The sequence below is a fragment of the Humidisolicoccus flavus genome (assembly GCF_045689595.1).
GTDB lineage: Bacteria > Actinomycetota > Actinomycetes > Actinomycetales > Microbacteriaceae > Humidisolicoccus > Humidisolicoccus flavus.
On record NZ_CP142724.1, the window covers coordinates 1989261 to 2001572 of the forward strand.

General features: G+C 62.8%; 10 protein-coding genes. 8 read left to right on the forward strand and 2 right to left on the reverse strand.

Translation table 11 applies throughout. The features are described from left to right. Positions 1-22: 22 nt before the first annotated feature. Positions 23-625 carry a hypothetical protein gene (locus U2H20_RS09515; RefSeq protein WP_430592046.1) on the reverse strand — a complete coding sequence of 201 codons (603 nt, stop codon included), beginning with the start codon at positions 623-625 and terminating at the stop codon, positions 23-25. A 14-nt stretch (positions 626-639) separates the two neighbouring features. On the opposite strand from U2H20_RS09515, the gene U2H20_RS09520 reads away from it, so the two are divergent. From U2H20_RS09520 to U2H20_RS09550, 7 genes are all read left to right on the forward strand, one after another. Beyond that, positions 640-942, forward strand: coding sequence for a DUF427 domain-containing protein (locus U2H20_RS09520; protein WP_430592047.1), 303 nt, complete (start codon positions 640-642; stop codon positions 940-942). A 208-nt stretch (positions 943-1150) separates the two neighbouring features. Further along, entirely contained in the window at positions 1151-1660 is a 510-nt protein-coding gene (locus U2H20_RS09525) for a PH domain-containing protein (protein ID WP_430592048.1), read from the forward strand. Beyond that, complete coding sequence (locus tag U2H20_RS09530; RefSeq protein ID WP_430592049.1) at positions 1657-4428, forward strand: PH domain-containing protein; 2772 nt, start codon at positions 1657-1659, stop codon at positions 4426-4428. Before U2H20_RS09525 ends, U2H20_RS09530 begins: the two co-directional genes overlap by 4 nt. Then, positions 4425-5177 carry an NAD(P)-binding domain-containing protein gene (locus tag U2H20_RS09535; protein WP_430592050.1) on the forward strand — a complete coding sequence of 251 codons (753 nt, stop codon included), beginning with the start codon at positions 4425-4427 and terminating at the stop codon, positions 5175-5177. Before U2H20_RS09530 ends, U2H20_RS09535 begins: the two co-directional genes overlap by 4 nt. Before the next feature lie 79 nt (positions 5178-5256). After that, a complete protein-coding gene (panC, locus tag U2H20_RS09540; RefSeq protein WP_430592051.1) occupies positions 5257-6108 on the forward strand; it encodes a pantoate--beta-alanine ligase in 852 nt (283 codons plus the stop codon). 77 nt (positions 6109-6185) lie between these two features. Next, on the forward strand, positions 6186-7688 hold the full coding sequence (gene lysS / locus U2H20_RS09545; protein ID WP_430592052.1) for a lysine--tRNA ligase: 1503 nt from the start codon (positions 6186-6188) through the stop codon (positions 7686-7688). A gap of 31 nt (positions 7689-7719) precedes the next feature. Next, positions 7720-7986, forward strand: coding sequence for a hypothetical protein (locus U2H20_RS09550; protein ID WP_430592053.1), 267 nt, complete (start codon positions 7720-7722; stop codon positions 7984-7986). Positions 7987-8080: 94 nt separating this feature from the next. On the opposite strand, the gene U2H20_RS09555 is transcribed toward U2H20_RS09550, so the two are convergent. Next, on the reverse strand, positions 8081-9568 hold the full coding sequence (locus U2H20_RS09555; protein WP_430593628.1) for a CPBP family intramembrane glutamic endopeptidase: 1488 nt from the start codon (positions 9566-9568) through the stop codon (positions 8081-8083). Positions 9569-9762: 194 nt separating this feature from the next. On the opposite strand from U2H20_RS09555, the gene U2H20_RS09560 reads away from it, so the two are divergent. Continuing rightward, on the forward strand, positions 9763-12249 hold the full coding sequence (locus tag U2H20_RS09560) for an ATP-dependent Clp protease ATP-binding subunit (RefSeq protein ID WP_430592054.1): 2487 nt from the start codon (positions 9763-9765) through the stop codon (positions 12247-12249). Positions 12250-12312 lie beyond the last annotated feature (63 nt).

Here is a 12312-nt window from a genome sequence, read left to right on the forward strand (position 1 = left end):
CAGCGTCGTGTCTCGGGAGTGACTACCGTCGTGCAAGCGGCGTTGCAGGAAATTTGCGCGCGAGCTTGCGTGCGTACTGCTGCAGCCGAACCCCGCGCCACTGCCAGAGTCCCCACAGCACGGGTTGCATGAGCGCGCCGAGCGGTCCAGAGGTGGTCAGGGTGTCGGTGAACACGGTCGCCCCGTCGTCGTCCGGTTCCACTGTGATCCGATGCAGGATCTTGAGCGCACCGCCGAGGCCGCTGCCGTGGTCCTCCTGCACCCAGGTCTTGCCCTCGACGTGCCAATCGAGGTCAATCGTCTGCGTGCCGAGCGGAATCGTGCGGAGTACGAGCAGCGTGACTCGGTGCGGGCGCTCGTCCCAACGATCTGGAAATCCGCCCTGCTCTTGCGAGCGGTAGCCGACGAGCGGCGCGCTCACCCACCGCATCACTTTCGGAGACCGCAGCGCCTGCTGCATCGACGTCGGCGTGCAGGTGAAGGTGTACCGCAGAGAGATGCTCACGGCCTCAGCATCGCGTGGAAACCATGAACCTGCAAGGTATTCGGTGCACGCGCTGTTCCGCGTCGGTGGCCGGGCGTAGGCTTCGAGAAACGGTGACTCATCGAGTGCGGTGGGCGCCACGCTTGGAGGCAAACATGAAAGCTGTAGTCAACGGTGTCGTTTTAGCTGAAGCGCCCGAAGCAGATCTCGCTCGCATCGAAGGCAACTGGTACTTCCCGCCGGCGAGCCTCAATGAAGAACTCTTCTCGAAGAGCCCAACGCCGTACCACTGCTCTTGGAAGGGCGACGCGCAGTACTGGGACATCACGGTCGAAGGGAAGACCATTTCTGACGCAGCCTGGAGCTATCCAGAACCGATCGACGGTGCGCACGAACGCGTCGGCAAAGACTTCAGCGGTTTTGTCGCGTTCGACCGCGCAATCACCGTCGAGGCCTGAGCGCGGCGCATCGAAAACCGCAGTGCGGCTGTGGGCTACGCCCCTCCGGCGCAGCCCACAGTGCCTCACCTTGCGCTCCATGTACGAACGCGAGTCGCGCAGGGTATCGAGGCCTCCGCTTGAAACCGTGAACTTCCTGAATCCTCGCTGAGCAGTTCGTCGTCTCCCGTGCCCGCCTACTACGGTGGTCGAGGGAAGGCGGTACAACATGGGTAAGCGAATCGACATGGACGGCCAGTGGAACCGGGTGAGCCCGAAGTACATCGCGGTCGACGTCATTTCAAACGTCATCGGAGCAGTGTTCATGGGCGCCATCGTTGGCGTCATCGTGTTCTTTTCAACCTCCGGGCTTCGAGACACCGAGGAGCAACTCCGCATCGCGCTCATTTCCGGCGGTCCTGTGTTCCTGTTCTTCGCGTTGCTCGCGCTGCTCGCATTCTTCCGGGTTCGTACGATCGGGTACCTCCTCCGCGAAGACGACATGTTGCTCCGGCGCGGCATGCTCTACCGTCGGTTCGTTGCTGTGCCGTATGGCCGCATGCAGATCGTCGACATCACGCAGGGACCGCTGGAGCGTGCCTTCGGCGTCAAGTCGCTCAAGCTCGTGACCGCCGCTGCGGCGAGTGCGATCGTCCTGCCAGGTCTCACGAACGACGTGGCTGAGGAACTTCGCGATCACCTCGTCGACGTTGCCGAATCGCGCCGGGTGGGTCTGTGAGCGACCAGTATCGCGGGCCAGGGGAACACCCTGAATCAACGCCGCAGCCTCCCGCGAGCAACACTCACGACACTCCTCCTCGCACCGAAGCTGGACCGCCATCGTTCGGTCGGGCGCAGGAGACCAACGCTTCGCACGAGAATCAGCCGCAGCAGGGTTACCAGCCGCAGCAGGGTCATCAGCCTCAGCAGGGTTACCAGCCTCAATATGGACAGTCTTCGCCTCCGGCTTCTCCCCAGCAGGCACGCCCGCAATACGGTGAGCCCGTGCAGTTCGGTCAAGGCCAAACCCCGCAGCATCCCGGTCAACCGCATTTCGGTCAGCCAGGGCAGGGTCAGCCAGGGCAGGGTCAGCCACAGCCGAACCCTCAGACTCAGGGCCACGACTTCGGGTACGTCGCTGGGCGAGCGCCAGAGGGCGCACCCTCGCCGCAGCAGTTCGCACAAGCACACCAGCAGGGCGACCCGAGCCAACTGCCGACCGCTGGAACGAAGGCCAGCAGCATGGTCGACGGCGAATGGCATCGTCTGCACCCGCTGACGCCGCTGCTCAAGGGCGGCCTGATGCTGATCGTGATCGCCGGAATCATCTTCTCGATGTTCCGAGACCAAATCACGAACGCCATCTTCCCCAACGAGTACGCCGGCGACTACGACCCGCTGCGGTTCACCTGGGAAGCCGGACTGTTCGGCTGGATCATCGTCGGCATCATCGCCCTGATCATTCTGTGCACCGTTGGTTTCTGGCTGTCGTGGCGCGTGCACCGATTCCGGGTCACCGACGACCTGGTCGAAGTGCAATCGGGACTGATCTTCCGCAAGAACCGTCGCGCGCCGCTCTCGCGCGTGCAGGGCGTCAACGTCGTGAAGCCGCTCATCGCCCGCATTTTCGGCGCCTGCAAGTTCGAGGTCCAGCAGGCGGGCACCGACTCGAGTGTCGACCTCGATTACTTGTCGATTGCGATCGCTGCGGATCTTCGTCGCGAGATCCTGCTCCGTGCTTCGGGTCGTAAGGCTGCGGCCGCGCAGAAGCAGCAGAACGGAGCCCCGCTTTCCGGGCTGCAGCGCAACACTGCGCAGACGAGCGAAGGCGAAACGGCCCAGGCTCCGCAGCAGAATGCGAATGGCCCGCAGCAACCGCAGCAGAATGCGAACGGCCCGCAGCAACCGCAGACTCGTAGCCAGTTGCGCGCATCCGTCGGCGGTATCGGTCAGAACGTCAGTGACATCGTCGGTCCAGATGCCGAACTCGAGGACATCGTGCCGCGGTCACTCGTCAAGGTGCGCCTCGGACGGATGATCGGTTCCTCGCTCCTGGACGGTTCGCTGTTCGTGTTGATTCCGGTCATTGCGGTGCTCATCGTGCTGTCGATCATTGCCGGGCCGGTCGTGATCTTCGGTTTCATCCCCGCTGTCTTCGGTATCGCGTTGTTCACGATTCGAAGCTTTGCGAGCAAAGCGAACTACAACATCGCGGCGACGCCCGACGGCATCCGACTCTCCTATGGGCTCGGCACGACTCGAACCGAGATCATCCCTCCGGGGCGGATCTTCTCGCTCACGATTTCACAGCCGTTGCTGTGGCGCATGGTCGGCTGGTGGAAGATTTCGATCACGCGTGCGAGCTCGAAAACTCCCGACGGCTCATCGCAGCAGAATGCGCAAATGAACAACATGATCCTGCCGGTCGGCAAGATCGATGACGTCTTCGCGGTCCTCGGCCTCGTGCTGCCCGAGTTCATCCGGGCAGACGGGCGCAGTGTCCACGAGGGCATGCTCGGCGCCGGACACGAGCAAGACGGATTCATCCGCAGTCCGAAGCGAGCCACGGCGTTCCGATGGTTCTCGCGAAAGCGCAACGGTGTCGCCGTGCGTGAATCGGTGTTCTTGCTCCGCACAGGTCGGATCTGGCGATCCCTGCAGATCGTCCCGGCGGCACGTGCCCAGTCCGTCGCGACCTCGCAAGGACCGATCTACGGTATGGCCGGCCTCGCGAGACTGCAGTTCCACGTTGTTGGTGCCACGATCTCCCCATCGATTGGGGCTTTGGACGCCGACGACGTCATGGAAGTCCTCCGTCAGTCGAGAGAGCGTGTGGTCGCCGAAATGGGCACCGACACCAGCGGCGCATGGGGGAGCTACGACCCGATCGGCGGATTCGCTCCGCCACAGAATCAGGCGTACCACGGCGGACCGCAGGGTCAGCAGCGTCACTATGGTCAGCCAGGTCAGTACGGTCAGCCAGGTCAGTACGGTCAGCCAGGCCAGCCTGGTCAGCCTGGTCAGCCTGGTCAGCCAGGCCAGCCTGGTCAGCCAGGCCAGCCAGGTCAGCCTGGTCAGTACGGTCAGCCAGGTCAGCAGGGTCACAATGGCCAGCCAAGCCAGTACGGTCAGCCAGGTCAGCAGCAGCGAGGACCGCAGTTCTCCGCGCCGCAGCCATACAGCCCTGTCCAGCCGCAGCCGGGCTACTCCGCTCCCCAGCCGGGCTACTCCGCTCCGCAACCGGGCTATTCCGCTCCGCAGCCGGGGCCTGGTCAGCACTGGCAGCAACCGAACCAGCAACCAGGCCAGCAGCCAAACCCCCAGTGGCCGCAACCGAACCAGCAGTTCTCGGCGCCGCAGCCGGGTAGTGCACCCCAGCACGACTGGCGACCTCCGAACCCGAACCCGAACTCGCAGGCGAACCCGAACCCGCAGTCGGGTGGGCAGGGCTCACCGGACGCCGATGACAACGGTGGAGATCAGACTGCACGAGACGGTCGCGAGTGAGCAATCACCGTCTCCGTCTCGGCATTGTCGGCCCAGGACATGTCGGTGCGGCGCTCGGACGTGCGCTCATCGCAGGTGGCGACCAGCTCGTTGGCGTGACGCCGGTTCCGAATGATCGGCTGGACGAGTTGCGCGCTGTGCTCGGTGAGGACGTCCGGCAACTCGATGCGCCGAGCCTCGTCGCATCGAGTGATCTCGTGCTCCTGACGGTGCCCGGCGACGCGTTGGAAGCGACGATCAGTTCGCTCAGTGCCGCAGGCGCATGGAAGCCTGGTCAGCTCATCGTGCACACCGCACCAGAATTTGGCGTAGGAATTCTCGCGAGCGCCCAAGCTGCTGGCGCAATTCCTCTGGCGATCCACCCGGCGATGGTGTTCACCGGAACGAGTGTCGACCAGAGCCGGATCCGTGGAGCAAGCTTTGCGGTGACGGCGGCTGCCCCAGTGCTGCCAATTGCAGCGGCGATGATCGCAGGGCTCGGCGCCGAGACGCTGTTCATCGATGAAGCCGCTCGCCCCGCATATGCCGAAGCACTCGACGAGATCCAGGCGCGCAGCGAAGCGCTCGTCGCCGACGCAGCGTCACGATTCGAAGCAATCGGAATCTCCCCGGTCTCGCCACTGCTCGATGCCACGATCGTTCCTGCCGTTGCTTCGGAAATTCGGAACCGCGCTCGTGCCGAAGGTGTTGAAACCCTCGATGAGGCACTCGAGGATGGACTCGACGACCTCGGTTTTCCGCTGCTGTAACGCGAATTCGGCGCTCGCGACCTCGTGAAGCGAGTACCGTGGATTCGCTGTGTCCATGACAAGCGATCGAAGGAATCCAGTGGCAATCCCGGTTTTCACCACCATCGAAGCAACCCGCGAACATTTGGCGACGTTCCGAAAGGAACAGCGGACCATCGCGCTCGTGCCGACCATGGGTGCGCTCCATGCAGGACACCTCGAATTGATCGAAGCGGCGAAAGAGGTCGCGCAGGCGGTTGTGGTCTCGATCTTCGTCAATCCATTGCAGTTCGGTCAGGGCGAGGATCTCGAGCGATACCCGCGCACGTTCGAGGCCGACCTGCGGCAGCTCGAACAGCTCGGGGTCGACGCGGTGTTCCACCCCGACGCGAGCGAAATGTACCCGGAGGGTGTCAGCGCGACCAAGATCTCGTCCGGTCACGTCGGGACGATCCTCGAGGGCCGCAGCCGCCCGGGTCACTTCGACGGCGTGCTCACGGTCGTGAGCAAGCTCTTCAACGTGGTTCAGCCAGACTTCGCGCTCTTCGGCCAAAAAGACGCCCAGCAACTCTTCGTCGTGAAGCGTATGGCCCGGGAACTGAACTTCCCGATCCAGGTCATCGGTGTCGAAACCGTTCGCGAGCCGGACGGGCTTGCGCTCTCGAGCCGCAATCGTTTCTTGACCGACGGCCAGCGTCGCGACGCGCTCGCGCTCTCTCGCGCACTCGATGCAGCCGTGTGCGCCGCTGATCGCGGGGTCGAGACCATGCTCGCCGCGGCCCAAAGCGTGTTCCAGGGTGATTCCGCGGTCGCGCTCGACTACCTTGCGATCGTCCACCCCGAAACGTTTGCATTCGTCGGCGATGACCATCACGGTGACGCCACCGTGGTGATCGCGGCGAAGGTCGGAAATGTGCGACTGATCGACAATCGTTCGGTCCGGATTCCCTGACCGCAGCATGACAAGCCGCGCCGGTAGGCTTGGACATTGAGAATGCAGCGGCATTTTTCCCACCAACTTTCACAGGAATGACTATGAGCGAGCAAGAGACCCAGGCACTGACCGACGCTGAAGTTTCTGAGCAAAAGGCAGTTCGACTGAGCAAGCGTTCGCGGTTGCTCGACGAGGGCGTCGAAGCGTTCCCGATTTCGGTGCCGGTCACCGATGCGATCGCTGATGTTCGCGCTCGCCACGCCGCGCTCGTCGCGGGCGACGAGACCGAAGACGTCGTCGGGATCGCTGGGCGCATGGTGCACCTGCGAAACACGGGGAAGCTGTGTTTCGCCGTCCTGCAGAGCGGCGATGGCGCTCGCATTCAGGCAATGGTTTCGTTCGGTGAGGTCGGCGAAGAGTCGCTGCAGCGCTGGAAAGAACTCGTCGACCTCGGCGATCATGTCTTCGTACAGGGCCGTGTCATCTCGAGCCGACGAGGCGAACTCTCGATCATGGTGAGCGACTGGTCGATCGCCGCGAAGGCGTTGCTTCCACTGCCGAACCTGCACTCGGAATTGAGCGACGAGACGCGGATGCGTCAGCGCTACCTCGACCTGATCGTGCGTGATGAAGCACGACACATGGTGGTTGCGAGGGCCGCGGTCAACGCCTCGCTTCGCGCGACATTCACGAACCACGGCTACATCGAGCTCGAGACACCGATGCTGCAGCGCATGCACGGTGGTGCCGCGGCTCGACCCTTCGTGACCAACTCGAACGCATTCGACACCGACCTCTACCTCCGAATTGCTCCGGAGCTGTACCTCAAGCGCGCGCTCGTCGGAGGGCTCGATCGCGTCTTCGAGATCAACCGCAACTTCCGCAACGAGGGAGCCGACTCGACGCACAGCCCGGAGTTCGCCATGCTCGAGGCATACCAGGCGTACGGTGACTACCTGCAGATCGCGGAGCTGACGCAAGAACTCATCCAGAACGCGGCACTGGCCGCCTTCGGCACAACGACGGTCATCTTGGCCGATGGCTCGGAGTACGATTTCGGCGGTGAATGGGCGAAGGTGCCGATGTACGAATCGCTCGCGGAGGCCAGTGGTCGCGATGTCACCGTCGACACCGAGCTTGAGGAGTTGCTCGCGTGGGCGGCGGAGCTGGAGATCGAAGTGTCGCAGCCAACGCACGGCAAGCTCATCGAAGAGCTCTGGGAACACTACGTGAAGCCGGGCCTCGACCGCCCGACGTTCGTGATCGACTTCCCGGTCGACACGTCACCACTGACGAAGTCGCACCGCTCGAAGCCAGGCGTCGTCGAGAAGTGGGACCTCTACGTTCGCGGATTCGAATTGGGCACGGGCTATTCCGAGCTCAACGACCCGGTCGTCCAGCGCGAACGTTTTGTCGCGCAAGCGCAGCTCGCTGCTCGAGGCGACGACGAAGCGATGCCGCTTGACGAAGACTTCCTGACCGCACTCGAACACGGTATGCCGCCCGCCGGCGGCATGGGTATGGGCATCGATCGACTGCTGATGGCGCTCACCGGTCGTGGCGTCCGCGAGACGGTGCTCTTCCCCCTCGTGAAGTAGCTGTTGGGCCAACGAGCGGTACGATTGAGCCATGCCTGAGTCTTTCTGGGGAAACGCGATCTTCTCGCTCGTTCCGACGATCATTCTCGGACTCATCTTTTGGCTCGTGATCCGCTCGATCATTCACGCTGACCGCACGCAGCGGCGCGTGTACGCGCAGATCGAGGCCGAAGAGCGTGAGCGTGCTGGTCTTCCACCGCTCACGAAAAAGCAGAGCAAGGCTGCTGCACAGGCAGCCGTGAGCAGGCAGAGCTCGGAGGACGACGATCAGGTCGACGAGCCTGAGTCACGCGCATAGATTTCGAACACACAGAAGGGGCGGTGCCAATTGGCACCGCCCCTTCTGTGTGCGGACCGGATCTTCGATCGTTCCGCTTCTGAGCCGTCGCGGCCTACGCGTTCATCCAGGGCTGTGCCGCCTGGAACTGCGGACGCTTGGTGAGATACTTCGCGCCATCGACGCCGCTGGTGACGCGAATCTCCTTGCTCGTCAGGACATGGACGAGCGCGTAGCTGATCGCAAACGTCAAGAACGCGATTCCGAATCCGAGCCAGTCCTCACCGACCTCGGCCTCGGTCACGAACAGGCCGCCGAAACCGCCGAAGAGCGCCATCGGGACCATGATGAACAGGTTGTTGCAGGTGTGCAGCACAATCGCCGCTTCGAGACCACCCGTGCGCCAGGTCAGCGCCGAGCAGACCCAGCCGACGCACATCAGCTGCAGCGTCGCGGAGATCGCGGTGTGGCCGTGGAGCGCGCCGAAAATCGCGCCGGTGACGAGCCCGGAGACCACGACACCTGCGATCGGATTGCTGAACCATCCGCCGATCGACTGGGTCATCCAGCCGCGGAAGGTGTATTCCTCGCCTGCGCATTGCAACGGTGTGCTGATCAGGATGACGATCAACAGCAGCCAGTTCGGATCCCACACCCACTCGATCGTGTTGTCACGCGCGAATGTCGAGCCGATGAAGAGCATGAAGAGCGGGGCGATCACGAGTGCTGATTTACCCGCGAGTCGCCAGCGGAACTTGCCGACGACGCTCGTGGCGAATCCGAGGAGTTTGTCGCCGTACGCGCTCATCGCAAGGATCGAGCCGGGGATCATGACACCCCAAGCGAGGTTGAGTGCCAAGAAGCCGAAAGGATTTTCGAGGATCGTCGAGAGGACGCTCTCGGGATCGAGCGTGCTGTCCATCGAGCCCATGATGATCGGGCCCATGAGCGCGATCGTGATGAGCTGTCCGATACCGAACACAGAGGCGACGATCGCGGCGGCGATGAAGAATCGGCCGACACGCTTATGAAGCGGACGGGTCAGGTTCGAGAACCAGAGCCCTGCGAACGGCATCGGCATGGGGACGCCGCCCTTGCCCGGAACGGGTTCCTGCGGCGCATAGGGGTTGTATCCCGCGGGGTTCGAGAAGTAGCCCGATTGCGCGGCCTGACCGTACGGGTTCTCGCCGTAGGAGGGTTGCGGAGCTGGTGTGCCGTATTGCTGCGTCGGGTACGGCTGCGCATACTGGCCGGAGTAGGGCTGGCCGTATTGCTGCTGACCGTACTGGTTGCCCTGGCCGTACTGCTGCTGGCCGTACTGCTGCTGGCCGTACTGCTGCTGGCCGTAGGCATCCGGTGAAGCCTGCTGGCCAGTTTGGTCGCCCTGGCCGTGCTGGCTATTCGCGCCGTATTGGCTATTCGCGCTGTACTGAATGTTCGGAACCGAACCGTGGGCCGGGCCTCCGGGAACGCCCGGCTGAGCGGGCGGTGCGACGTAGCTCGAAGGCGCTGGAACGCTCCGTTGCCCACGACCGTCATGCCCGGCATCGCCAGATGATTGCTGGGGGAGCGGGTTCTCGTTTTGGTTCGGATTCTCACTCATCACGTTCTCAGGGTACGGGGTGAACCCTTGAGATTTCCCGACATCCCCGCCAGCGAGAACTTGGTCACACCAAACCGACGTTTGTGATGGGTCAAAACGGCTCTCGCTCTCCACGCCGACGGCGAACACGGGACTATCGGGCACTCCGCGTGGTTAGCATCGATGTTGAAGAACGTTCAGAAGGAGGCCTGAAGATGTTCGAACGGTTTACCGACCGGGCACGGCGCGTGGTGGTGCTGGCGCAAGAAGAAGCCAAGATGCTCAACCACAACTACATCGGCACGGAGCACATCCTTCTTGGACTGATCCACGAGGGTGAAGGTGTGGCAGCAAAGGCTCTCGAGTCGCTCGGCATCTCTCTCGATGCGGTTCGCGAGCAAGTCCAAGACATTATCGGCACGGGTTCCCAGCAATCCAACAGCCACATTCCTTTCACGCCGCGCGCGAAGAAGGTGCTCGAACTGAGCCTTCGCGAAGCGCTGCAGTTGGGTCACAACTACATCGGCACGGAGCACGTCCTGCTCGGACTCATTCGTGAGGGCGAAGGCGTTGCAGCACAGGTGCTCGTCAAGCTCGGCGCTGACCTCAACCGGGTCCGCCAGACGGTCAACCAGCTGCTCTCCGGATTCCAGGGCAAGGAGCAGACCGCGGTCGGCGGTGACGCCGCGCAGTCATCCGACGCCAAGGGCTCGCAGATTCTCGACCAGTTCGGCCGGAACCTCACCCTCGCTGCGCGTGAGGGCAAGCTCGATCCCGTAATTGGTCGCGAAAAAGAGATCGAGCGGGTCATGCAGATCCTTTCGCGTCGCTCGAAGAACAACCCCGTCCTCATCGGTGAACCCGGTGTCGGAAAGACGGCGGTCGTTGAAGGGCTCGCGCAGGCGATCGTCAAGGGTGAAGTCCCAGAGACGCTCAAGGACAAACAGGTCTACACGCTCGACCTCGGAAGCCTCATCGCTGGCTCCCGGTACCGCGGTGACTTCGAAGAGCGACTCAAGAAGGTCACGAAGGAGATCCGTACGCGCGGTGACATCATCACGTTCATCGACGAGATCCACACGCTCGTTGGTGCGGGTGCAGCCGAGGGTGCGATCGACGCAGCAAACATCCTGAAGCCACTGCTGGCTCGCGGTGAACTGCAGACGATCGGTGCTACGACGCTCGACGAGTTCCGCAAGCACTTCGAGAAAGACGCCGCACTCGAGCGCCGCTTCCAGTCGATCCAGGTGAACGAGCCGAGCCTCGCGCACACGATCAACATTCTCAAGGGCCTGCGCGACCGCTACGAATCGCACCACAAGGTCACGATCACCGACGGCGCGATCGTTGCCGCAGCGAACCTCGCAGACCGCTACGTGCAAGACCGCTTCCTTCCGGACAAGGCAATCGACCTCATCGACGAAGCCGGCGCTCGCCTGCGCTTGTCGATCCTGTCGGCACCGCCAGAGCTGCGTGAATTCGACGAGAAGATCGCCGGAGTCCGCACCTCGAAAGAGAAGGCGATCGAGGACCAGGACTACGAAGCCGCGGCACGTCTTCGTGATGAGGAGAAGAGCCTGCTCGGCGAACGCCTCCGTCTCGAGAAGAAGTGGCGCAGTGGCGACGGCGGCCCAACCGGCACCGTCGATGAAGGCATCATCGCCGAGGTCCTCGCGAACGCGACGGGAATCCCGGTGTTCAAGCTCACGGAAGAAGAGTCCGCTCGACTCATCTTCATGGAGAAGGCTCTGCACCAGCGCGTGATCGGGCAGGAGCAGGCGATTTCCGTGCTCGCGAAGACGATCCGTCGTCAGCGCGCAGGCCTGAAAGACCCGCGTCGCCCATCCGGTTCGTTCATCTTCGCAGGCCCGACCGGTGTCGGAAAGACCGAGCTCGCGAAGGCGCTCGCGGAATTCCTGTTCGATGACGAAGATGCGCTGATCTCGCTCGACATGTCCGAGTACAGCGAGAAGCACACGGTCTCGCGTCTGTTCGGTGCCCCTCCAGGGTTCGTCGGCTACGACGAGGGTGGACAGCTCACCGAGAAGGTGCGTCGCAAGCCGTTCTCCGTCGTGCTTTTCGACGAGATCGAGAAGGCGCACCCCGACATCTTCAACTCGCTGTTGCAGATCCTCGAAGAGGGTCGCCTCACCGACGGCCAGGGTCGTGTGATCGACTTCAAGAACACGGTCATCATCATGACGACCAACCTCGGTACCCGTGACATCTCGGGTGGTCCGGTTGGTTTCGTGCTCGAGGGCTCGACGCAGAACGACTACGACCGCATGCGCTCGAAGGTTAACGAAGAACTGAAGAAGAGCTTCAAGCCTGAGTTCCTGAACCGTCTCGACGAGACAATCGTGTTCCCGCAACTCACGCCGGAAGAGCTGCTGCAGATCGTCGACCTGTTCGTGAAGCGTCTCGCAGACCGCATGCTCGACCGCGACATGACGATCGAGTTGACCGAAGAGGCAAAGAAGCGCCTGATCCACGTCGGTTACGACCCAGCGCTCGGTGCTCGACCATTGCGTCGCGCAGTCCAGCAGGAGGTCGAAGACCAGCTCAGCGAGAAGATCCTGCACGGGGAACTGAACGCCGGGGATCACGTGGTCGTTGACTTCGTCGACGAGAAGTTCGTGTTCACGCACGCAGCTCCGAACTCGGAGCCACCGGTTGCACCACTCGAATCGGCAGGCGTGTAAGCGTCAACTGATTGTTCACAAAGCCGCTCCCACATCGTGGGAGCGGCTTTGTCGTGTGCGCGG